General features: G+C 47.4%; 18 protein-coding genes. 13 read left to right on the forward strand and 5 right to left on the reverse strand.

The genetic code is table 11. The annotated features are described in order from the left end of the window. Positions 1 to 147 precede the first annotated feature (147 nt). Positions 148 to 1,671 (reverse strand): 2,3-bisphosphoglycerate-independent phosphoglycerate mutase, encoded by a 1,524-nt coding sequence (gene gpmI / locus KTO58_RS25480; RefSeq protein ID WP_095836698.1) that lies wholly within the window; start codon positions 1,669 to 1,671, stop codon positions 148 to 150. 574 nt (positions 1,672 to 2,245) lie between these two features. Here gpmI and KTO58_RS25485 point away from each other — a divergent pair. The 4 genes from KTO58_RS25485 to KTO58_RS25500 all read left to right on the forward strand — a co-directional run bounded on the left by KTO58_RS25485 (position 2,246) and on the right by KTO58_RS25500 (position 4,918). Next, positions 2,246 to 2,665, forward strand: a complete 420-nt coding sequence (locus KTO58_RS25485; RefSeq protein WP_095836697.1) for a DUF4783 domain-containing protein — start codon at positions 2,246 to 2,248, stop codon at positions 2,663 to 2,665. A 131-nt stretch (positions 2,666 to 2,796) separates the two neighbouring features. Continuing rightward, positions 2,797 to 3,645, forward strand: a complete 849-nt coding sequence (gene nadC / locus KTO58_RS25490; RefSeq protein ID WP_095836696.1) for a carboxylating nicotinate-nucleotide diphosphorylase — start codon at positions 2,797 to 2,799, stop codon at positions 3,643 to 3,645. 51 nt (positions 3,646 to 3,696) lie between these two features. Beyond that, positions 3,697 to 4,581, forward strand: coding sequence for a diacylglycerol/lipid kinase family protein (locus tag KTO58_RS25495; RefSeq protein WP_157752744.1), 885 nt, complete (start codon positions 3,697 to 3,699; stop codon positions 4,579 to 4,581). A gap of 1 nt (position 4,582) precedes the next feature. Beyond that, on the forward strand, positions 4,583 to 4,918 hold the full coding sequence (locus KTO58_RS25500) for a translation initiation factor (protein WP_095836694.1): 336 nt from the start codon (positions 4,583 to 4,585) through the stop codon (positions 4,916 to 4,918). Positions 4,919 to 5,013: 95 nt separating this feature from the next. Here KTO58_RS25500 and KTO58_RS25505 read toward each other — a convergent pair whose 3' ends face one another. Continuing rightward, entirely contained in the window at positions 5,014 to 6,006 is a 993-nt protein-coding gene (locus KTO58_RS25505; protein ID WP_095836693.1) for an aldo/keto reductase, read from the reverse strand. Positions 6,007 to 6,498: 492 nt separating this feature from the next. Further along, positions 6,499 to 7,242 carry a biotin--[acetyl-CoA-carboxylase] ligase gene (locus KTO58_RS25510; RefSeq protein WP_095836692.1) on the reverse strand — a complete coding sequence of 248 codons (744 nt, stop codon included), beginning with the start codon at positions 7,240 to 7,242 and terminating at the stop codon, positions 6,499 to 6,501. A gap of 162 nt (positions 7,243 to 7,404) precedes the next feature. On the opposite strand from KTO58_RS25510, the gene rsfS reads away from it, so the two are divergent. The 5 genes from rsfS to KTO58_RS25535 all read left to right on the forward strand — a co-directional run bounded on the left by rsfS (position 7,405) and on the right by KTO58_RS25535 (position 11,922). Further along, positions 7,405 to 7,806, forward strand: coding sequence for a ribosome silencing factor (gene rsfS / locus KTO58_RS25515; protein WP_095836691.1), 402 nt, complete (start codon positions 7,405 to 7,407; stop codon positions 7,804 to 7,806). Between the two features lie 86 nt (positions 7,807 to 7,892). Then, on the forward strand, positions 7,893 to 9,914 hold the full coding sequence (ftsH, locus tag KTO58_RS25520; protein ID WP_095836690.1) for an ATP-dependent zinc metalloprotease FtsH: 2,022 nt from the start codon (positions 7,893 to 7,895) through the stop codon (positions 9,912 to 9,914). Positions 9,915 to 9,920: 6 nt separating this feature from the next. Further along, complete coding sequence (locus KTO58_RS25525) at positions 9,921 to 10,556, forward strand: LutC/YkgG family protein (protein ID WP_095836689.1); 636 nt, start codon at positions 9,921 to 9,923, stop codon at positions 10,554 to 10,556. 96 nt (positions 10,557 to 10,652) lie between these two features. Further along, complete coding sequence (locus KTO58_RS25530) at positions 10,653 to 11,111, forward strand: hypothetical protein (protein WP_157752743.1); 459 nt, start codon at positions 10,653 to 10,655, stop codon at positions 11,109 to 11,111. Positions 11,112 to 11,127: 16 nt separating this feature from the next. Then, on the forward strand, positions 11,128 to 11,922 hold the full coding sequence (locus KTO58_RS25535) for a UDP-2,3-diacylglucosamine diphosphatase (protein WP_198315115.1): 795 nt from the start codon (positions 11,128 to 11,130) through the stop codon (positions 11,920 to 11,922). A 7-nt stretch (positions 11,923 to 11,929) separates the two neighbouring features. Here KTO58_RS25535 and recO read toward each other — a convergent pair whose 3' ends face one another. Both recO and porZ read right to left on the reverse strand, forming a co-directional pair. Beyond that, on the reverse strand, positions 11,930 to 12,667 hold the full coding sequence (gene recO, locus KTO58_RS25540; RefSeq protein ID WP_095836687.1) for a DNA repair protein RecO: 738 nt from the start codon (positions 12,665 to 12,667) through the stop codon (positions 11,930 to 11,932). 52 nt (positions 12,668 to 12,719) lie between these two features. Beyond that, the gene (gene porZ, locus KTO58_RS25545; protein WP_095836686.1) at positions 12,720 to 14,996 is read right to left on the reverse strand and encodes a type IX secretion system anionic LPS delivery protein PorZ; all 2,277 of its coding nucleotides are present in this window, start codon (positions 14,994 to 14,996) and stop codon (positions 12,720 to 12,722) included. Between the two features lie 153 nt (positions 14,997 to 15,149). Between porZ and KTO58_RS25550 the strand changes: the two genes are divergently transcribed. The 4 genes from KTO58_RS25550 (at position 15,150) to KTO58_RS25565 (ending at position 23,951) form a co-directional block, all read left to right on the forward strand. Further along, the gene (locus KTO58_RS25550) at positions 15,150 to 17,558 is read left to right on the forward strand and encodes an efflux RND transporter permease subunit (protein WP_095836685.1); all 2,409 of its coding nucleotides are present in this window, start codon (positions 15,150 to 15,152) and stop codon (positions 17,556 to 17,558) included. A gap of 352 nt (positions 17,559 to 17,910) precedes the next feature. Then, entirely contained in the window at positions 17,911 to 18,609 is a 699-nt protein-coding gene (locus KTO58_RS25555) for a hypothetical protein (RefSeq protein WP_095836684.1), read from the forward strand. A gap of 645 nt (positions 18,610 to 19,254) precedes the next feature. Then, positions 19,255 to 22,470, forward strand: coding sequence for a SusC/RagA family TonB-linked outer membrane protein (locus tag KTO58_RS25560; protein WP_225859916.1), 3,216 nt, complete (start codon positions 19,255 to 19,257; stop codon positions 22,468 to 22,470). A gap of 26 nt (positions 22,471 to 22,496) precedes the next feature. Then, on the forward strand, positions 22,497 to 23,951 hold the full coding sequence (locus tag KTO58_RS25565; RefSeq protein WP_095836682.1) for a SusD/RagB family nutrient-binding outer membrane lipoprotein: 1,455 nt from the start codon (positions 22,497 to 22,499) through the stop codon (positions 23,949 to 23,951). Positions 23,952 to 24,161 lie beyond the last annotated feature (210 nt).

Here is a 24,161-nt window from a genome sequence, read left to right on the forward strand (position 1 = left end):
GAGGTGGACGGGAGCTATAACGATATTATATTCAACTAATTACAAGAGATTATTGCACAATGTTGCAAATAATTGCAAAAAAGAGCCGGTCTCCCTATGGTGTTGCCAATGGAAGACCGGCGCGGTATATGGTTGTGCCGGCAGGTATTATACCAGCACGTCACCTGTCATTTCCTGAGGGATGGACAGGCCCATGAAGTGTAAGATAGTGGGGGCTACATCGCCCAGTTTGCCTGGTTTGATCGTACCCTGGAAATCGTTGCTGATGATAAAGAAGGGTACCAGGTTCAGGGAGTGGGCGGTGTTGGGCGTACCATCTGCATTGACCATAAAGTCGGCGTTGCCGTGATCTGCGGTCAGGAAGATGGTGTATCCGCTTTGCAGTGCGGCGGCAACGATGCGGGACACGCAGCTATCGACGGTCTCGGCGGCTTTGATGGCTGCGGAGAATACGCCGGTATGACCAACCATGTCGGTATTGGCGAAGTTGAGGCAGATGAAGTCGGCCGTTTTTTGTTCAATTTCCGGTATGATCAGGTCTGTAAGCGGATAGGCGCTCATCTCGGGTTGCAAGTCGTAGGTAGCTACTTTAGGAGAAGGCACCAGCAGGCGGCGTTCGCCTATAAATTCTTTTTCCCGGCCACCGGAGAAGAAGAAGGACACGTGAGGATACTTCTCCGTTTCGGCGATGCGGATCTGGGTACGGTGGTGTTGTTCCAGTACTTCACCCAGTGTCATGTTCAGGTTATCATTTTCGAATATCACATGTACGTTCTTGAACGTTTTGTCGTATTCGGTCATGGTGGTATAGAACAGTTGCAGGGCGTGCATGTTGAAGTCGGGGAAGTTCTGTTGGGTCAGTACTTCGGTGATCTCGCGGCAACGGTCGGTGCGGAAGTTGAAGCAGATCACGGCGTCGCCTTCCTGTATGGTGGCCACGGGTTGGTCTTGTTCGTTGGTAACGATGATGGGTTTGATGAATTCATCGGTTACGCCTTCGGCATACGAGGCTTTGATGGCGGTGAGGAGGTGTTGTGTCTTGGTGCCGGTAGCATGTACCAGTGCATCGTAGGCCAGTTTCACCCTTTCCCAGCGTTTGTCGCGGTCCATGGCATAATAGCGGCCTGTTACGGAAGCTATCTTACCGGTGGTAGCAGCGAGGTGGTTTTCCAGTTCATCGATGAATGCGAGGCCGCTTTTAGGGTCGGTGTCTCTGCCGTCGGTGAACGCATGGATGTATACTTTCTGCAGGCCTTTGTTTTTGGCGATCTGCGTAAGTGCTTTCAGGTGATTGATATGTGAGTGCACGCCGCCATTGCTGACGAGGCCGATGAAGTGCAGGGCTTTATCGTTGTCTTGGGCATACTGAAGGGTTTCCTGCAGTACTTTGTTGTCCGCAAGTTCGGAGGTACGGGCAGCCACATTGATACGTTGCAGTTCCTGGTATACGATCCGGCCGGCACCCAGGTTCAGGTGTCCTACTTCGGAGTTACCCATTTGTCCATCCGGAAGGCCTACGTTCTCTCCACAAGTTATGAGCGTGCTGTTCGGATATTTGGTATACAGGCTATCAACGAACGGTGTATTTGCCTGGGCTATTGCATCTGCGGCGGGAACTTTGCCGAGGCCCCAGCCATCCATAATGATCAGTATTGCTCTTTTGTTTTCCATTATCTATCCATTAATTGACTGTGAAAATAAAATAAATATCACAATGTAGGGAGTAGGGGGCGCGGCTGTTCAGCCAAAGATAATGTATGTAAACCGGTGAAGACCCTTTCGGGTAGCTGATCAGCAATGGCTGACACTTATTTGGAATTAAGGGTGGCTGTATGGTAAAGTGCAGTGGAAGGAGATATCTTTAAACTATTAACCGGTGTTGCATCCAATACAAGTACTGAAAGATCCTATGGACCAGGAACCTTATTTTCTTTTCGCCCGGCTGTTTTGCTGCATTGCTATCCACGACTACCAGACGCCACAATAACGTAATGGTTTATAATGATTTTGAAGGAATAAAAAAAGCCCAGAAAATAGCTGCCGCTGACTAACAGTTAGGAAATGATTACTATTTTAGCGAAACAATATATATCATAGACTTTTTATAAATTATAGCCTGATTGATACCACGATAGTGGTAGATAAAAGCGGGAAGACAAATTGGCATAGTTTTAGCCGTTTTGCGGTCGGATAGCAGATTTTAGTGTATGATAACAAGTATATTCTAATATAAAAAAAACTGACAATGAAAAAGCTAATGTATGTGGTGGTGGTCATGGTGCTGGGGGGTATCATTACAGCATTTACGCTGTCGGCGAACTCATTCCGACGGGCCACAGCAGGTCCATTCGAAGATGTGGTGAGTGCCATTAAACAAGGCGATGCCGGTAGCCTTTCCCGATACCTGGATAATACCGTTGAGATCAATATGTCTGGCAAATCGACTTCTTACAGCAAAGCACAGGCGGAGATCATCCTGAAGGATTTTTTCTCCAAGAACCAGGTAAAGAGCTTTGAGCTGGTACACCAGGGCGAAGGTGGTGGCGGTTCGCGCTATGGTATTGGTAATATGGGTACCAGTGGTGGTAACTTCCGGACATCTTTTTTCCTCCAGAAAAAGGGAGGGTCCATGGTGTTGAATGAGCTTCGCTTCGAAAATAAATAATACAGCCTTAATATATGGAAGCCCTCCGCAGACCGCGGAGGGCTTTTATTTTGCACTATATACGGCGCTACCCACCTCCTTTCAGGGGGTACTATAGACATTTTCTTAACTTCGCTACCTAATTGTATATCATGTTACCTGAATCAGCGCTTAAAGAGTTTATCAGACTGGCATTGGCAGAAGATGTGGGCGATGGCGACCACTCCTCAATGGCATGTATTCCATCAGATGCCAGAGGCGCCGCCCGTCTCAAAATAAAAGAAGACGGCATCCTGGCTGGTATGGAAGTGGCAGCAGCCGTGTTCCGTTACCTGGATACATCGACGGTATTCCGTCCGCTTAAGCAAGACGGAGAAGTGATGCACGCCGGTGATACCGCTTTTGAAGTAGAAGCCACCGTGCATACCCTGTTAATGGCCGAACGTCTGGTACTGAACTGTATGCAGCGAATGAGCGGCATCGCGACCCTTACCAAACAATACGTGGACATACTGGCTGGTTATCACACCCGCCTGCTGGATACGCGTAAGACAACGCCTAATTTCCGGATGCTGGAGAAAGAGGCGGTACGTATCGGCGGTGGCGTCAATCATCGTATGGGACTGTACGATATGATCATGTTGAAAGACAACCATATCGACTTTGCCGGGGGAATCACGGCGGCGATAGAAAAAACGTTGGCTTATCTGCAGCAGCGTAACCTGCCTTTGCAGATAGAAGTAGAAACGCGTAACCTGGAAGACGTAAAAGAAGTGCTGGCGATAGGGCAGATACATCGTATCATGTTGGACAACTTCACTCCTGAACAGATCAGTGCTGCATTAGCGCTGATTGATGGCCGCTATGAGACAGAGGCTTCAGGTGGCATTAACCTGGATACTATCGAGGCTTATGCAAAGACCGGCGTGGACTTTATCTCCGTAGGTGCGGTGATACACCATGCTGTAAGCTTGGATCTGAGCCTGAAGGCCATCCAGTGAAGGCCCGGAGGAGGTCATATTTTTTGTGCTTGTTAACATCATCACTATATTTTGAGAAAGGTATTGATTGTCATAAACCGCAAGGCGGGAACAGATCGTGAGAAACGCCTGGAAGATGTGATCCGCAAACATCTGCCGGCAGATCAGTATACGGTCAGTATTACCCACCTGGCGTATCTGGGACATGGCGCCGACCTGGCCAGAGAGGCGGTAGCCGACGGCGTAGACACGGTGGTGGCGGTAGGCGGCGACGGCTCTATCAATGAGATTGCCCAAGGATTGATCGGAAGTGATACCGCATTGGCGATTATCCCGTTGGGTAGTGGCAATGGGCTGGCGAGGGCGTTGAAGATACCGTTGAACGTATCCCGTGCACTGGCATTGATCGTTGCCAACAAACGTAAGCCCATAGATGTGGGTTATGCGAATGAACACCTGTTCTTAAGCAATGCTGGTGTCGGCTTTGATGCATTGATCGCCGACCGTTTCCGACATACTAAAAAAAGAGGGTTATGGGGCTATGCACGCCTGGTGCTGAGCAGCTTTCGTAAGTACCAGCCAGCCCGTTATGAGATAGCGGTAGATGGCAGTACTATGCAAAAGGATGCCTTCCTGCTGACAGTCGCTAACGGCAACCAGTTTGGCTATGAATTCAAGCTGGCGCCCAATGCCAGCGTCTACGACGGTATGCTGGACCTTTGCGTAATGCCGCCGGTCGGTTTGTTGGGACTGCTGCCCGTAAGCCTGTACTCCCTGAGTGGTAATATCGATAAGACACGTTATCTTCAACTATATAATGGACGGGATATCACCGTACGTAGTGAAGCATTGAAATACTTGCAGGTGGATGGCGATGCCGTTCCCGCTGGTGAAGAAGGGTATGTTACCTTTCGTATCCGCCCGGGCGCTTTGCAGGTGATCGTAAATAATAACTGATATGACAAAGAAAAAACAACATTCCGGCGGTGGCATCGTATATTCTACCAACCCTGACTTTGTACCGCAACACGAAGAAGAGGAAGCAGTAGCAACCCTCCCTCCTGCGCAGCAGCAACTAAAGGTGGTGCTGGACAAAAAACAGCGTGCAGGCAAAGTGGTGACCCTGGTAAATGGATTTGTGGGAAAAGAAGAAGACCTGGAAAAACTGGGTAAGGAACTGAAGACTAAATGTGGTACCGGCGGTAGTGTAAAAGATGGGCAGGTATTGATCCAGGGAGATTACCGGGAGAAAATATTGAAGTGGTTGCAGGATTGGGGATATAAAGCTAAATAACCGTCCTTAAAGAAGGAACATCCGGACATGTCTTACGATATATCACGTAAGCAGTCCGGATGTTTCTTTTTATGTAGACTAGTGCGAGTGTGCAGCTATCTGTTTACCAGCTGCATGGCTCCCTGGTGGTAACGAGGGCCGGCTACGGCATTTTGCTGTAAAAGTTGACCGATTTGCTGCAGGTCACCGGCAGATAACGATACGTTTACTGCGCCGGCATTTTCCTGCAGGTACTTACGGCGTTTGGTGCCGGGGATGGGGATGATATCATCGCCCTGTGCCAGCAACCAGGCTAGGGAGAGCTGGGCAGGGGTACAACCTTTTTGCCGGGCGAAAGCTTCCAGTTGTTGTGTGATCTCCAGGTTCTGCTCAATATTACCTTCCTGGAAACGGGGGAGGTTGCGGCGAAAATCAGTAGCATCCAATGTCGCTGTGCCTTTGATGGTACCAGTATTTAAACCTCTTCCCAGCGGGCTGTAGGCCACCAGCGAAATGCCCAGTTCGCGGATGGTTGGTAAGATGGCTGCTTCTACATCACGGGTAAAGAAAGAATACTCGCTTTGTAAAGCCGTAATTGGATGTACGGCATGCGCTTTTCTGATAGAAGCTGCCGATGCTTCAGACAATCCCAGGTAACGCACTTTGCCTTCTTTCACCAGTGCGGCCATGGCGCCTACCATTTCTTCTACCGGTACATTGGCATCTACTCTATGCGCGTAGTAGAGGTCTATCACATCTACCTTTAATCTTTTGAGACTGGCTTCACAAGCCTGTTTCAGGTAAGCGGGAGAACCATCGAAGTAAGTACTATTGTCTTCCCGGTAGCGGAACCCGAATTTAGTGGCCAGGAACACTTTATCTCTTTTGGCGGCTAATACTTTGGAGAGTAGGGTTTCATTGGCGCCATTACCGTACATATCCGCGGTATCCCAAAAATTGATACCCAGTTCCAGTGCATATTCCAATGTCGCAATTGATTCCTCGTCGTTGCGATCTTCGGTACTACCGTATGCAAAAGACATTCCCATGCATCCCAGGCCGATGGCAGATACTTGTGCGGCGGTTTTTCCTAGCGTTCTGTATTGCATAATTGTTTGGTTTTAGATGAGAATGACAGGATATCGTGGGACCATTTTTAGGAGAGGGGAAGGGTGGCAGTCATCCCGTCATTCGGAGTGATCATGTATGCGCAAAATTAAAGGGAGATGAGTTATTGCAGATTGCAAAAAGCAAACAAATTGTTGCTAATATCAAAGAGTAGGCAAGCACGCTAGGATAAACGGTCGGAAAAACGGAAAATCGGCAATTAGGGTGAATGCACCGACAGGGAGGGGATGCGGCCTGTCTAAAATGTATAAATGAATCTTTGTTGCATTTTTATTTTTGATACTTTAAGAAAGATTTCACAAATTGTTAACGTCTTTTATCAACCAAAATCTACTATTCAGAAACACCTTGTCAACCGCTTATGAGTCATTGACTTGCCTGTCTTTATAAGCGAATACAAGATTACATTTTATTACGAATTATTGATGATCAGTATCAACAGATGATTAGTAGTTCGTAATTTTTTTTGTGTATTATCGACTGATAACGAACTCTATTTCGCCGAAGGAGAATTCTTTTACGGTTTGATTTTCGCGTATGCACAATTTTCCATCGGCTAATACGTCTACAATAGTACCCTGGAAGTATTGGCCATTTTGTTTGTAGAGTGCGGGTTGATCGATGCGGAAGAGGTGGCTTTTATATTCGTCAAGGAGAGCGTTGTAGTTGGAAGGATGCAATAATCGCATGCGTTGTTGCAGTGTCTTGCACAGCTGTTGTGCGAGGGTAACGCTATCCCAGGATTTGCCGGTGATTTGTCGAAGGGAGACGGGGTTAGGGAGGTGTTCGGGGAATTGGGTTTGGTTGATATTGATCCCAATACCGACAATGGCATATTGCCATATGCTACCTCTCAGCACATTCTCGATGAGAATACCACCTGCCTTTCTGTCACGCCAGTAAATATCATTGCTCCATTTGATGCAGGTTTCGTCGCCGGCAAATTGCGTGAAGAAATCGTAGGCAGCGAGGGCGACGTTAACGCTGAGCATAAATTGGCGGGAAAGTGGCAACTGGTTGGGTTGCAGGGCGGTTGTGAGCATGATATTTTCGCCGGGCGGAGACAGCCATTGTTTACCGCGTTGTCCTTTGCCGGCTGTTTGCTCCATCGCAAACCATGTCGTACCAGGTGTCACCTGCCCTGAAGAGACCTGTTCCATGGCATAGTTATTGGTGCTGTCTACTTTGTCTAATATATAAAACGGGTGTCCAATCACAAGAATTCCTGTTTAAGCGCTTTTCCAGGCGGGAAAATTACGTATTTTATTGTTTTCTTAACATTTGGGCACACACAGTCAGGCATTTAACCTGGTTATAATTCCTGCTTGTTTAGTAATTTTGATAATTAAAGTTTATTTTTAACAAAAACGATATTCTTATTGGCACCCTTAACCGTTCTGAGCACACGCAAAAAAGCGGAGACACGCTTAAGTAGAGAAAGTGAGATTTTTACCACCATCATAAAGGCCATTCAGGAGAAAAAGGGGGAAAATGTCGTTTCCCTGGATTTACGCCATATTCCGGAAGCCGTGGCCGATTTCTTTATCATTTGTGAGGCCAATTCCACTACGCAGGTAAAAGCGATAGCTGACTATGTGGAAGAGGAAGTGTATAAACACACCGGGGAGGAACCCTACAAGCATGAAGGGTATACTGCCCAGCATTGGATACTGGTAGATTATGTGAATGTGGTGGTACATGCTTTTCAGCCAGAGACGAGACAATTTTACAATTTAGAAGAAATGTGGAGTGATGCTGGCCGTATGGATCACCACGAATAGGACTACAGACCAACAAAAACGCAACGGCCCTAGTTTTAAATCAATATTCCGATTGCAATAAATCATCCGTAAAGGAGTGAAAGATTATGGAAAGAGGCATAAACAATAATAGGGGATCAGAAAAATCGCCTAAGAAAGGACCAAAGTTCAACATATACTGGGTGTATGCCTTTATAGGCATTGCCCTGTTAGCTATGAACTTTTTTGATTTCCGTTCCCAGCCTAAAGAGATCAGTTTCAAAGATTTCCAGATGGACTTGCTGCCCACCAAAGATGTGGACAAGCTCATAGTAGTTAACAAGAAATACGTTGAGGTTTATATTAAAAAAGACCGGTTGAACGATCCTAAGTATGACAAGGTGTCCAAAGGGCGCTTTGGTACCAATCCGGGCCCTCACTTTGTATTCAACATTGGTAGCGAAGAAGGTTTCCGCGCTGATCTGGACAAAGCACAGGCAGCACTGGGCGCTGAGGATCGTGTAAACGTATTATATCAGGACCGGCAAAGCTGGTTTGAGCCATTTATACAACTGTTGCTCCCGATCATCCTGATCGTGGGCCTCTGGATACTGCTCATGCGTAAGATGGGTGGTCCTGCCGGTGGCAGTGGTGGTCCCGGTGGTATATTCAACATCGGTAAATCCAAAGCTACCCTCTTCGACAAAGGTACCCGTGTGAACATCACATTCAATGATGTAGCCGGTCTTGATGAAGCTAAGGTAGAAGTGATGGAGATCGTAGACTTCCTGAAAAATCCAAAGAAATACACCTCTCTGGGTGGTAAAATACCAAAAGGTGCGTTACTGGTAGGCCCTCCGGGTACTGGTAAGACCCTTCTGGCTAAAGCGATGGCTGGGGAAGCGCAGGTGCCTTTCTTCTCTATGTCCGGTTCTGACTTCGTGGAGCTGTTCGTAGGGGTAGGTGCCAGCCGTGTAAGGGACCTGTTCAAACAGGCACGGGAGAAAGCTCCTTGTATCATCTTCATCGATGAGATCGATGCTATCGGTCGCGCCAGGGGTAAAAACGTGATGATGAGCAATGATGAGCGCGAAAATACCCTCAACCAGCTGCTCGTGGAGATGGATGGTTTTGGCACCGATAGTGGTATCATCATTCTGGCTGCTACCAACCGTCCTGACGTACTGGATAGCGCACTGCTGCGTCCCGGTCGTTTCGACCGTCAGATATCCATCGACAAACCGGATCTGGCTGGCCGCGAACACATCTTCGACGTTCACCTGAAGCCGATCAAGACCAGTCCTAATTTGGATATCAAAAAGCTGGCCTCTATGACGCCTGGTTTCGCAGGTGCAGATATCGCCAACGTGTGTAACGAAGCTGCCCTTATCGCTGCCCGTAAAGGCAAGACCCAGGTGGAAATGGAAGACTTCAACGACGCGATCGATCGCGTGATCGGTGGTCTCGAAAAGAAAAACAAGATCATCTCTCCTGAAGAGAAAGAAGTAATAGCTTACCATGAAGCAGGTCACGCTATATGCGGATGGTACCTGGAACACGCCAACCCATTGGTGAAAGTGACCATCGTACCGCGTGGTGTGGCTGCCCTCGGATATGCGCAGTACCTGCCTAAAGAACAGTACCTGTACAATACCGAACAGTTGATGGACGATATTTGTATGACCCTCGGCGGTCGTGCTGTAGAAGACCTGGTATTTGGTAAGATCTCTACCGGCGCCCAGAATGACCTGCAGGTGATCACCCGTATGGCGTATGCCATGGTGACCGTATACGGTATGAACGAAAAAGTAGGTAATGTGTCTTTCTACGATCCTAACAGCGATCAGGCATTTACCAAACCATACTCCGAAGAGACGGCTAAACTGATCGATGAAGAGGTGCGCCTTCTGATAGACAGAGCTTACGTCAGGACCAAAAAGCTGCTGACCGAAAGGATCGAACAGGTGAAAGCCCTGGCACAGGAACTGCTGAAAAAAGAAGTTCTTTATCAGGCGGACCTGGAAAGACTGATCGGTAAACGGCCTTACGATACGCATAAAGAGCATGTGCTCAACAGGGAAGGTATGAGTACTGATGGAGTACATCCTACAGATATCATCAATCCGTTACCTACACCAGCTAATGCTTAATAGGATATGAACGTTTCTCCTGCCAAGGAAAATATTCTTAAGAGAGTACGAAATGCATTAAGCCAATCGGTACAGTTGCCCTTCCCGAATTCGGAGGGCAACAATTCCGTTTTTAAGACGGAGAACGAAGGGCTGGAGATGAAGTTTGCGGAAGAATTTGCCAGGTTACAGGGAAAGTTCATATTCTGCACCGGCAAAGCAGAATTGCTGGAAAATATACAGGCGCTGGCTGCACATAAGGACTGGCATAACATACATTGCCAAACTCCTGCGCTGCTCGCTGTATTGCAATCCGGGAAGTTCGGATTTCTGAACCAGGGAGATATGCACGATGCGGATGCTGCCATCACCGATTGCGAACTCCTGGTCGCCCGTACTGGTACCATTGTACTGAGTGCGGCCCAGCCTTCCGGTCGTACGTTGCCTGTATATACACCCGTACACTTGGTGATCGCCTATACGCATCAGCTGGTGTTCGATCTTAAAGATGCTATCAACAAACTGAAGGAAAAATATAACGGCGTACTGCCATCTGCCATTTCTTTTGCAAGTGGCCCCAGCCGTACCGCCGACATTGAAAAAACACTGGTGGTAGGGATACATGGACCCAAAGAAGTGTATGTATTCCTGATCGACGAGTAAACGTTCCGGTAGGTTTGAAAAAAGAATAACTAATTTGCAAACAGCGCGTGAGAAACTCATGCGCTGTTCTTTTAATATTAACGACTGCTAATACATATGATACGGTTTTTTGTCATCCCTGTAATGTGTATACTGCTGGCTGCTTGTGGCACCTCTCCTGCCGGACAGCAAGGTGCCGCGCAATCCAATGCGCCTGTAGAAGGGATACTGGAAGTAAAAGGAGCCTGTGCAGTGGTCTATATCCCAGGCGCCGGCAAAATGAATGAACTGCAACAGTCCTTCGGAAAGGATTTTAAAGAGCTGTCAGCTGCCAATGCAGCCGCCCTGCAACAGGCGCGTCAGTACCTGCGTCAGCAAGGCATGAAAATACTGGAGACCAGCCAGTATCAACTGCACTTTGTCAAAAGTAACGGCACTACGCTCGACATCAACCTGAATCGTCCCAAATATGCCTGGGAGATATTCCTGTTCGATGGCAAAAATGATCCGATAAAAGCTAATCTGACCGATATTGAAGCGGGCTACCAGGAGATGAAAAACGGAATTATTCAATAATAGTTACTTTTGCCCGATGCTGGATATCGCACTTCCCACCGGTAAGAAAATATATTTTGCTTCAGATTTTCACTTGGGTGCTCCTAATCCCGCTGCCAGCAGGCAACGGGAACAGACCATTGTTAAATGGCTGGATAAGGTCGCCGAAGATGCACAACACATTTTCCTGGTTGGGGACATATTCGATTTCTGGTTCGAATACAAACATGTTGTACCCAAAGGATATACCCGCTTGTTTGGAAAACTGGCTGATCTCCGCGATCGTGGTATAGGTATCTCCGTATTTATCGGCAATCATGATATGTGGATGGATGGCTATTTTGAAGCGGAGCTGGATATCCCGGTATATTACGAACCCCAATCCTACCGCATCGGTGATAAACTGTTCTACATAGGCCATGGGGATGGGTTAGGTCCCGGTGACCATGGATATAAGTTCCTGAAAAAGGTGTTCCGTAATCCGGTATGCCGTTTTCTATTTAGCATCATACACCCTTCCTGGGGTATGGCATTGGCCAACTATTTCAGTAATAAGAGCCGTGCTGCAACAGGCATGGAGCTGGAAAAATTCCTGGGTGAAGAGAATGAATGGCTGGCTATCTACAGCAAAGAGATCTTGCAACAGACCCATTACGATTATTTTGTGTTCGGACACCGTCATCTGCCGCTGGACCTGCCAGTAGGTCCGCAGAGTCGCTATATTAACCTGGGCGATTGGATGAATTACTTCTCCTATGCCGTATATGACGGCAATGATATACAGCTGCTATATAACATTGAGAATGGTCCCAAAGGGGTGATACAACGCTGATCACCATTTAAGCATCTAATATTTCATGCAGGATAGGTGGGGAATGTAACTCTGCGAAATCCGGCATATGCAGCCGGAAGAACTCCAGGTAAGCATATAATAACTTTCTGCGCTGGTCTTTATTCATCCCAATACTACCCAGATGGGATAGCTGTGTGCATTGGGAGATACGATCTGTCAACTCACTATTGGTAGCATCCAGGTAATTAGTATGGTGAGGAGGAAGATCGGTGAACATGCCTTCCTGCAGATCAAGAAAGGGGGTATATTCCGAAAAGTGACCATTCAGCCGGAAACCCAGGTGATCGGCTAGTCGCAGCGTGAAGAAAAGCGGAATATTGGCGGCGGTAGGTGCATCCGCCTGATCCAGCATCTGCAGGGTCTGCTCGGCGAAGTAATAAAGCGGTAGCTGTTGCTCCGGTTGTTTCAGACATTTCTGTAGTAGCTCTATCAGGAACATCGCTACGGTGTTCTTGATGATATTAAAATGCAGGTTGGTATAGATATAAGCCAGTTTGTACTCTGAGATACGTTGCAGGTTCTTTTGTTCCTGGTGATAGACCACCATATCCAGGATATTACCTGGCTGTAGCAGATTGCCTTTGGCAGCCTTCGGTTTGGAGGAGCGAGCACCATTCACGATATAGGACTGCATGCCGAATAGTTCGGTAAAGACAGCTGCGATAACGCTGGTTTCGCCATATTTTACGACCCTTAATACTATACCGTGTGTTTTATGTAACATGCCCTGGGAGGTGCTTTACCGTTTGTAACGCACCTGCAAAGAAACAGCTATTTTACCGGATGAACACTATTTTGGTAACGATGCGTTCCTGTCCGCTGTTGTTGGCTGCCAATACCAGGTATACGCCGCTTTGCGGACGATGACCGGTATAATCCAGCCCATTCCAGACAGCCTGGCCACCTAAGGCCCTTGTCTGAAAAACCAGCTTCCCGCTGATGTCGGTAATTTTTACCTGTGCATTGTCTACCAGGCCCTTGATCGCGATGGTACCTCCATATTGTGAAGGCACAGGGTTAGGAAATACCATTACTGGTTGTACACCTGCAGTATCGCTTCCTTCGGTAGCTGTCCCACGATACGATACCAGGCCCCCGTCGGTGGCAACAAACACTTCTCCGCTCACCGGATCTATAGCAATGCCGGATACCCGGTTGTGCGGTAGTGGGCTGTTATCTGTCGTAAAGTGTTCCAGTATCTTATCTCCATCCTGGCTGATGAGCCATATTCCATTGCGGGTACCTGCCCACTTGCGATTTGCGCCATCGACGGCGATAGACAGGACCGTTTCATTTTGTAAGAGGTAGCCCGCGAAAGCGTCTTGCTGTACGATCGGCAGGTAGGCGCTGCAGCCTTTGCTGTTGAAGGCATCCTGCGCACAAGGCATAATAGCAATACCCCGGCCCGTGCCGGCCCATATCCAGCCATATTTATCTTTAGCGATACAATACACATCATTAGCCGGTAATCCACCCTGTGCCATGCCGAGGCCGTATTGTTTCCAGCGGTCATCAGCACTATTCTCCAGGCTATTGCCATGATGCAGGAGCAGGAGCCCATTACCAGGGGAGGCAATCCATTTCTGGTCGAAATCGTCCACCAGCAATTGGCTGACGGCATTGTTGTTCAGCAGAAAGGGAGGGCGAAAAGTCAGCCATCGCTGATCTTTTGTCTTTACCCCCAATGGGGTGGCTGCCCCGTAGCTGGTCATCCAGAGATGGCCGGCTGCATCTACGGTGATACCGCTTACGCGATAGCCTGTTGCCGGTAATTGGGCAGGTGGGATATATCCTTGCTGATAAAGTGTGGATGTGCCGTCTGGTGCGAATGCCAGCAGGCCGTCGCTAAAGGAGCCGGTATATAAGCGGGAAGATAAAGGATCGTAAGCCAGCGAGATCAGGTCTTTTACTTCTTTGAGGGCCGGCCGGGTAATGGAGTCGAAGGTTGTCCACTGCTCCGCTTCAAACCGGTAGTATGCTGCGGGAGTAGCCGTCGCCCGCCAGTTGTCTGTTACAGCGCCTGCGCTGGCCCATAGTGTTGGGCCGGCGAAATACAAAGCACCCGAAACAGGTCCGCCAGGGCCATTAGGGCTAAATGAGGCCACCGTACCTTGTTGATACCGGAGCAGACCACTTTGAGCATCGGCGATCCAGATATCCTCATCTGCAAAACAGGCCTGTACCGGTGTTTTGAGCAAGCGTGTATCCTGTAGCGTGAATTGGACCTGTCCGTCTGCTGATAATACCTGTATCCGTTGGGCGGCAGGTTGACAGACGAGCAGCCGGCTTTTGTCAGCAAACACATTACCCAGCAAAGTACTGCCCGTATACCAGGAGGTCCATTGTGCACCTTGTAGCCGGAAGAGCGACCGTCCCTGGCGGCAGAACAGCTGTGTGCCCGCACGTATCACCTGTTGTGCCGCTCCTGGCGCCAAGCCGGTAGCCAGGGTATTCCAATGCTGATAGTTGGCAAGATTCACACCTTGTAATGGTGCCCGTCGTATACCCTGCGCAGTGGCAGTATAGAGATAAGTGTCGTCACTGCTGACGGTATAACATGGGGTGTAAGCCCCTCCTTCTCCGATAATATAGGTATCCGCAATTTCTATTTTCGTGAGATTAATGACCACGATCCCGAAGCCAGTGCTGATATATGCATATCCATTTCGCAGATAAATACTGTAAATGGTCTTATCGGCAGGAACGGGCTGCTGCTGGATTTCCGGCAAGTGGTAAAGTTGTTTGCCTTTTAGCAGATCAATACTGCCACTGCGGTAAGCTACCAGCAACAGGTCCGCACTTTCGTCGAGCGCGATGGCGCTGATATCTGTGTCTTTCCAGCCATCCTGCTTTCCATAGCGATTGATGCTGAGATCTGACCGGTCTACCGAAAAAAGTCCTGAAGCGGTAGCACAATAGAGTCGGCTGGCAGTGATCGCCAGCCCCCGGGCTTGTCCATAGGAAAAGTGAGTACGCCATTGTCCGACAGGTAATTGTGCATAGGAAACACGCAGCAAAAGGCAGCAAAAGATGAATAGGGAAATCCGGCGCATAGAGTCAAAAATACTCTTTTTAATATAGTCTGTTAACACGCTTATAACCCGGTGATCGCAAACATTTGGGTGCGTACATATGTTGGAATTCGCAAATCTGATTATGGGCAACTTTGATTACCTTTACGCCATTTACTAAATTGAAAGCTCCTTATGTGGCAACGCTTAGCCGGTTTTGTATTAAAATTCCGTTTACCATTACTGATTTTACTGCTGGCGGGCACCGCCGTGATGGGGTATTTTGGAAGCAAGGTACAGCTGTCATATGAATTCACGAATGCCATCCCTAAAGACAATCCCAAATTCCGGGAATACCAGGCATTCAAATCTATGTTTGGCGAGGATGGTAATATGATGGTGATCGGCGTGGAAACGGACCGCTTTTTCACCACTACTTTTTTCAATGACTATGTACAACTCAACGCTGATATCAAAAAGATTGCGGCGGTAGAGAATATACTTAGTGTACCGGTAGCCGTGAATCTCACCAAAAACGATAGTACAAAAAAACTAGCCGCTGCGCCCCTTTTCCAGGCCCCGATCAATAACCAGGCTACCCTGGATAGCTTAGCCAGCGTATTCCGTTCCCTCCCCTTCTACCAGGGACTGCTATACAATCCGCAGACCAATGCCTATCTGATGGCAGTACGCATCAACAAAGAAGTGATGAACTCCGCCAAACGTATAGAAGTAGTACAAAGTATCATGGAGCTGGGGGATGCATTCGGTGCTAAACACAATACCCAGGTGAGAATGAGCGGATTGCCATTGATACGCACTATCATGGCGACCAAAGTAGCCGATGAACTGAAGTTGTTCCTGAAGATATCGTTCGTACTTACCGCGCTGATATTATTTGCCTTTTTCCGTTCCTTCAGCGGGGTATTGATGTCGATGATCGTGGTGGCGATCGGAGTGATCTGGTCAGTAGCGACGATCACCATTTGCGGTTTCAAGATCACCTTGCTCACCGGGTTGATTCCCCCGCTGATCGTAGTGATCGGCATTCCGAACTGCGTATACTTCCTGAATAAGTACCATACCGAATACGCCAAACATGGTAACAAGACAGAAGCGCTGGTGCGTATGATCCAGCGTATGGGTATCGTGACACTGTTCACCAACATCACCGCTGCAATCGGGTTTGGAGTATTTTATTTTACAAAAAGCGCTATACTGAAAGAGTTTGGTATCGTAGCTGGACTGAATATCATGTTCATCTTCTTGATATCATTCATCTTCCTGCCGGCGGTACTCAGCTATCTGCCTCCTCCGAAGACCAAACATACCAGCTACCTGGATAATAAATTGTTCCGTGCGTTACTGGAATTACTGAACACGCTGGTATTCAAATACCGCCCTTGGATCTACATTGTTACAACAGCGATGGTGATAATGGCAATACTGGGGATGTTGAGATTGAAGCCGGAGGGTTATATGCTGGACGATATTCCTAAAAGCGATCGCCTGTATACGGATCTGAAGTTTTTCGAGCATCATTTCAGGGGAGTGATGCCACTGGAGATCGCTGTCGACACGAAGAAAAAGAACGGTGTGGTCGGGCTGCAAACGCTGAATAAACTGGATGAACTGACACAGTTGATCGTATCGCAACCGGATTTCGCCCGTCCGCTTTCGGTGGCAGAAGGGATTAAGTTTGCCCGGCAAGCCTATTACAATGGCGACAGCACCAACTATAGTGTACCCAATCAATTTGATATCGGCTTCCTGGCACCCTATCTCCGGATGAAAGGCAGCGGTAATAATAGTGCTTCTACCTTTACAAAGCTGGTTTCCTCCTTTATGGACAGCACCCGGCAGATCGCTCGGGTGAGCGTGAACATGGCAGATGTTGGTTCCCGTCGGTTACCTATGCTACTAGATTCCCTGCGACCTCATGTGAACCAAATCTTTGATACGGCGCACTATACGGTAACATTCACCGGAACCAGTATCATCTTCCTGGAAGGTAGCCGGTTTATCATCAATGGATTGACAGAAAGCATTTTACTGGCATTTGTGTTGATCATCTTCTGTATGCTTTACCTGTTCCGCAGCTGGCGTATGCTTATTATCTCGCTGGTGCCCAACGTTATTCCGCTGGCCGTTACCGCCGGTGTAATGGGGTGGATGGGAATCGCATTGAAGCCATCGACTGTACTGGTCTTCAGCATTGCCCTCGGTATAGCCATTGACGTGACCATCAGGTTCCTGGTCAACTTCAAACAGGAGTTACCGCATCATAACCTGGATATCTCTGCTACGGTAAAACAGACCATTAACGAGACGGGATTGAGCATTATCTATACGTCCCTGATACTTTTCGCTGGTTTCATGATCTTTAGTTTCTCTGAGTTTGGTGGTACCAAAGCGCTGGGGTGGCTTACTTCCCTGACCTTGATCATGGCGATGATCACCAACCTGACAGTATTACCGGCATTTCTGCTATGGATGGAAAAGGCGCTGATGAAAAAGGCCAAAAAGAAAGAACTGTGGAATACATTGGATGACGAGAAGGATATGGAAATGAAACAAATCGGACTGAACGATACGGATAAGTAAAAGATCCTGTATATATGATGCTAAAGAAAGGGCGCTGCAGTGACAGCGCCCTTTCTTGTTTTAAGCGGCAGCGGAGGCTGTCAAGATAAAAATAATGAGGTAAAAGCAGGGAAAATCGGCGGAATTGTGTGAATGGTACCCTAAGTAAAAAAAGCCCGGTCAACGTACCCATTTAGGGTTTTTAATAGTTTGATAACCAGCACTGTATTGTGTCAGGTAGGCGGAATGAGCCGCTGAGTAAAATAATCTAGTGCCCAGCATTCATCCCAGTCATTTAGCCGTTTGTATAAAAGGATATGATATACCCATGAAAAAGTAAGAGGTTTATAATGCCATTCTTAACCTCTAGTTCATGAAAAACAAGTACTTAAAGGGAGCTCATTTGTCCGAGCGCAAATTTAAGGAGATACTGCAATTGTTCTCCGACGACCTCACGGCCACGCAAATTGCTAGCATCAGCGGTGTAAGCCGGGTCACTATTAACAGCTATCTGAAGAAGATCAGACAACAGATAGCCCGGTATTGCGAATCTTTGCAACCGGATATTTATGTCAAGCCGTCCGGTCACCACCGGCACGAGCATGCTCACCATCCTGACACAGCCGTTACGACTAAAACGGAAGTGGAACGTATCACCAAGCCGGTTATTTTTGGTATCTATCAATCTGGTGGCCGCCTGCACGCGGAAATCCTGCCGGATGTAAGCCGGGCTATGATACTGACACTGACGCGTGGACGTTCTGTGTTGGAAACTTTGGGAGCTGCCGAGCAGATCCGCTTATTCAGCGGAGTGGTTGATCTGGGACAGAATCGCCTGTATCGCCTGCATAGCGGCACACAGGAACTTTCTCTAACAGCCAGGCAGCAATCGGATGAATTGGATGCTTTTTGGGCATTGACGAAACACCGGTTGGCCAAATTTAAAGGGCTGAATCGTAACACCGCTTATTTACATCTAAAAGAATGTGAATTCCGGTATAACCACCGGAATGAAGAGATGTTTCCGGCACTACTGCAACTACTGAAGACATTCCCGCTCCATTTGGACTAAGAGACATGGCTGCGTCCAAACAGCCGGGAGAGGACTAGTATGTCCCTACCGGAAAGGGTACTTTAGTGTTAAAGTTGAAGCCAGTGATATTAAAATTAAACTAGTCAGGTTAACCTTTTAATCTGGATTTAGATTTTGGTTGATGAGCGCAAGCGGTATTCCTGCCGCTTGCTTTTTTTTGCTTAGCCCGTAATGTTTGCCCAATTAATTTGATTATCATACGCTAAATATATTCCTCCCAAATATTATTTTAAAAAAATTGTAACAATAAATAAATTCATACGTTAAAAAACAGTTAAACGGTTTTTCAAAACGTGTTATTTAAGTGTTATTTAAGCTAAAGAGTTTGTTAAAAAACATATATTTGAACGTTAATTTTAAGTTAAACACACAAAATCGACATGGAATTGCTTATGAGGACGGCCATTGTAATAGTTACTCGCTACTTATACCTGATAAGTGAGTAACATTCTCGCCATGTAGATGGTTGTTTTTCTCCAGAACAGATCCTGTATGTAGATTTCAATTGTTAGAACGCATTTTATTGTTAGGACGTAAAATAGGGGGCCTGGCCCTGCTTGTAATTCAATCACTTTAGTAAACAACTTCATTAATCAGAATCAAAATCGGAAACAACACATGCTTATGAGGAAAGGTCTATTTCTCCTGCTGTCTGCCCTGTTCCTGGTAGGACAAGTACTTGCACAAAGCCGGACCATCAATGGTAGAGTTACGTCTGCTGACGATGGACAGCCCGTTATCGGTGCAACGGTGATCGTAAAAGGAACAAGCACAGGTGCTGTAACTAACCCGGATGGTGCTTACTCCATCAAATTGCCAGATGGCAGTGCTGCTGTACTGGTATTCAAATCCGTAGGTTTAAAAGAACTGGAAGCGAAAGTAGGGAACTCCAACACGCTGAACGTTGTTATGTACCTGGATGTAACTAAACTGAATGAACAAGTAATTACTGCTAATGCCATCCGCAGGGATAAAAGCTCCCTTGGTTATGCAGCACCTACTGTGAAAGCAGAAGAGATCACACAAGGTCGTGCCACCAGCGCATTAAGTGCACTGACTGGTAAAGTAGCCGGTGTGAACATTACTAACACTGCTGGTGCTCCGGGAAGTTCTTCCAGGATCGTATTGCGTGGTGGTTCTTCCGTAGCAGGTAGCAACCAGGCACTGATAGTAGTGGATGGTATCCCTGTTGACAACTCCAGTGTTACAGGTGGTCCCAACAACCTGAGCAGCATTGACTTCGGTAACCGCGGTAACGATATCAACCCTGATGATATCGAATCTATGACGGTACTGAAAGGACCCGCTGCTGCCGCATTGTACGGTTCCCGTGCGTCAAATGGTGCGGTGATCATCACAACCAAATCCGGTAAAAAAGGGGCTAAAAAGAGCGAGATCACTGTAAACTCTACAGCTACTTTCTCTAACATCCTCAAACTGCCTGACTTCCAGAATGAATATGGTCAAGGTTCTGATGGGGACTACGATCCTAAAGAAAACTTCAGCTGGGGCCCGAAATTCGATGGCCAAACCAAACCTTGGGGCCAGGAAATTGATGGCGAACGTCTGACTAAACCCTATAGCGCTCAAAAGAATAACATCAGAAAGTTCTTCGAACTGGGCCGCGCGTTTAACAATAACGTTTCCGTTTCCGGTGGTGGCGAAAAAACTACCTACTTCCTCGCATTGAGCTCTCTCAACTCCGATGGAGTAATGCCCGGTAGCTCCGATACCTACAACAAATACGGTATCCGCTTCAATGGTAGCGCTGAACTGAGCAACAACTTCAAGACAGCCGTATCCATCAACTATAACAAGATCAACTCCAACATGGTGCAGGGCGGTCAAGGTCCTGGTTCCGTTTATAATAACCTGTTACAGACTCCCCGCGATATTCCTATCGACCAAATGGGCGACCTGAATAACAAGTTTTATAGCTACGGTAGCTATGTAGACAAAAACGGTATTCTCCGTAACAATAGATATGGATACTATGGTGCTTACACTACCAGCCCGTACTATATCCTGCAAAACTATAAGAACCTGAATGATGTGGATAGGGTGTTCGGTAACTTTACCCTCACCTACGATCCGCTGAAATGGTTGAATGTAGTAGAAAGAGTAGGTGCTGACGTATACGCAGATCGCCGTCGTTTCAAATATCCTAAATTCAACCTGTCACCTGCTGATGAAACCAGTGGTAACTACAGCCAGGTAAGTAACCAACGTAACCAGGTAGGTAGCTACGAAGAAAATAACTTCAACGTGAGCGAGATCGTACACGACCTGATGATCACCGCGAAAAAAGACTTCGGTAAAGATTTCCACGCCAGCTTAATGGTAGGTAATAACATCCGTCAACGTCAGACTACAAGCCTGAACAGTGCTACCAACGCTACTGGCGGTCTCGTTGTACCTGAATGGTATAACCTGGCAAACAGTAATGGTCCTGTAAACAGCACCAACAACTACACCATCCGTAGATTGGTAGGTTTGTACTCAGAATTGAACGTGGATTATAAGAGCATGCTGTTCTTAGGTGTGAGCGCCCGTAATGACTGGTCTTCCACTCTGCCTAAAGCGAATAACTCCTTCTTCTACCCTAGCGTAAACGCTTCATTCGTATTCTCTGAACTGTTCCAGGGTACCAGCTTCGCCAACGTACTGAACTTCGGTAAAGTTCGCGCCAGCTGGGCACAAGTGGGTGCAGACGCTGATCCTTATCTGCTGACTACCACCTTCAACAGAACAATCATTCAGAGCGGTTTCGGTAACACCACATTCCCCTTCAATGGCGTACCAGGTCTGACACTGGGTGGTACTATCGGTAACCCTGACCTCAAACCAGAGATCACTACTGCCTTCGAAGTAGGTACCGAATTGAACTTCCTGGATAACAGAATCTCCGTAGACTTCTCTTACTACGAGAACAAGTCTAAAAACCAGATCCTGGCAATTCCTATCGCAGAAGCATCTGGTTTCACCAGCAAAGTGGTAAACGCTGGTACAATCCAGAATAAAGGTGTCGAACTGGCATTGCGCGGTGTTCCCGTACGTACTTCTTACGGTCTTAACATCGAAGTGTATGGTACTTATACCCGCAACGTGAACAAAGTACTGTCACTGCTGGACGGTATCTCTCAGATATCACTCGGTGGTCTGACCACTATGTCAGTAGCAGCAGTTGGACAGCCTTATGGTAGCTTCTTCTCTACAGATGTACAACGTGATGACCAAGGCCGTGTGATCGTAGATCCTAACAGCGGTCTGCCACTCAAAACCTCTTCCGGTGTATTCCTGGGTTCTTACAACCCTAAATACCAGGCTTCCTGGGGTACTAACATCACTTATAAAGGATGGAGCTTGAATGTATTATTCGATACTAAACAAGGTGGTAAGTTCTTCTCCCGTACTAAAAACATCACCGCGTTTAACGGTACTTCTGCTATTACTGGCGGCAACCGTGATCCGCAAATATTCCCTAACTCTGTTTACAAAGATGCTAGCGGAAAGATCGTAGTGAATACGGATAAAAACTTTAGCCCGCAAGCTTACTACAATGCACTGCCTGATGGCCAGAACGTTGTAGATGCATCTTATGTGAAACTGCGTGAAGCCAGCCTGTCTTACAGACTGCCTAAGCACACGTTAAACAGAACTCCTTTCGGAGATATCACAGTGGGTATATTTGGTAATAACCTGTTCCTGTGGGCTGCTAAAGAAAACAAGTTTGCTGACCCTGAGGTAAACTCTGCCGGTGCTGGTAACCTGCAAGGTTTCGACTTCACCGCTCAGCCTTCTTTGAGAAATTTTGGTGTTAACGTAAAAGTTAGCTTCTAGTGCTTACAAGGTTAAATCGTTCCAACATGAGAAAAAACAAAATCACAATAGCCCTCACGGCATTAATTATCGGAGCAACGACATTGGGCGGTTGTAAAAAGTTCCTGGATGTTAACCAAAACCCTAACAACCCGGAAAATGCCAACCCAAGACTCGTATTGCCTTCTACCCAAGCTGCCTTGGGACAGGTAACTGGTAACTTTTTCCAGATATATGGTGGCTTCTACAGCCAGTACTGGACGCAGAACAGAAACAGCTCCCAGTATAGAAGCGTAGATCGTTATCAACTGTCCAATGGTGACTTCGATCGTCCCTGGAGAGTAATCTACAGTGATGCATGGGCTGACCTGGACCTGATCATCTCTCAAAAAGCAGATCCTCAGTTCAGCCAGCACGCCGCTATCGCACTCATCCTGAAAGCATATGATGCACAATTGGCTACAGATGCCTTTGGTGATATTCCGGTAAAAGAAGCGAACCAAGGTACTGCCAACAGTAACCCGAAATACGATAGCCAGAAAGATGTATATGATGCCATCTTCAGCATGATAGATCAGGGTGCTGCACTACTCAACGCAAATGCACCGGTTAAACCTGGTACAGAAGACCTGATCTTCAAAGGAAATATCAACGACTGGAAAGCTTTCGCTAACACGTTGAAACTGCGTGCTGCGCTTCGTTTGTCTGAAATAGCACCTGCTGTCGCAAAAGCTAAAGCAGAAGAGCTCTACAAAGCAAACGCTGTATTCCTGGCTAAAGATGCACAGATCCAATACGTTTCTACTGGTGGTAACTCTAACCCCCTGTACGAAGAAATGGTGGGTTTGAGCAGAACACCGAACCTGGTAGCTAGCTCCACTGCAATGGACCAGTTCGTAGCTAATGCCGATCCTCGTATCAGATTCTACTACGATACCACTAAACAAGGCAAATATGTGAGCATCCCGCAAGGAAGCTTCCTGAAGCCTAACATCGAGACCTCCTTCCCGAATGCACTGGTTGGTGCGAACCCACTGGCTGACCTGGCTTCTACTGCCTCTGTAGCTCCGGTTAAGTTCATCACCGCTGCAGAAAGCTACTTCCTGCAAGCCGAAGCAGTACAGAGAGGTTGGTCCAATGGTGTCGGTAGCGCCAGTGATCTGTATACACAAGGTATCACCGCCAGCTTTACTGCAACTAACCTGGCTACCGCCGCTCCTGCTTACATCGCAGGTGCTGGTAAATGGCCTACAGATGCAACGCAGCAGATCAAAGCGATCATCACCCAGAAATACTTCGCAATGTGCGGCCTGCAGAATTTCGAAGCCTGGACGGAATGGCGTCGTACCGGTTTCCCTGACTTCTTCAAAGTGAGCGAAACTAGTACCATCGGTGCCCAATTCCCAGTTAGATTACTCTATCCTAACTCTGAGATCACCAGGAACACGAACTTCCCTGGCCAGAAACTCGTCACTGACCGTGTATGGTGGGATGTTAAATAATAACCAGGCAATTGCCATATATAAAGGGCGCTTTCGAACAGAAAGCGCCCTTTTTTTACCCCTTTATCTTCTCTATACCACTAAAGTGGTAGTTGGCGGTATGGCACTAAATGCATATTTTGTGCAAGTGAATTGCCAGTTTCTTTGTTAATTACGAGAAGAAGACCGAAATCTAAAGAATACCGCTAGATTCTAATGACACTGGGTTTA

The organism is Chitinophaga pendula (genome assembly GCF_020386615.1).
Taxonomy (GTDB): Bacteria; Bacteroidota; Bacteroidia; order Chitinophagales; family Chitinophagaceae; genus Chitinophaga; species Chitinophaga pendula.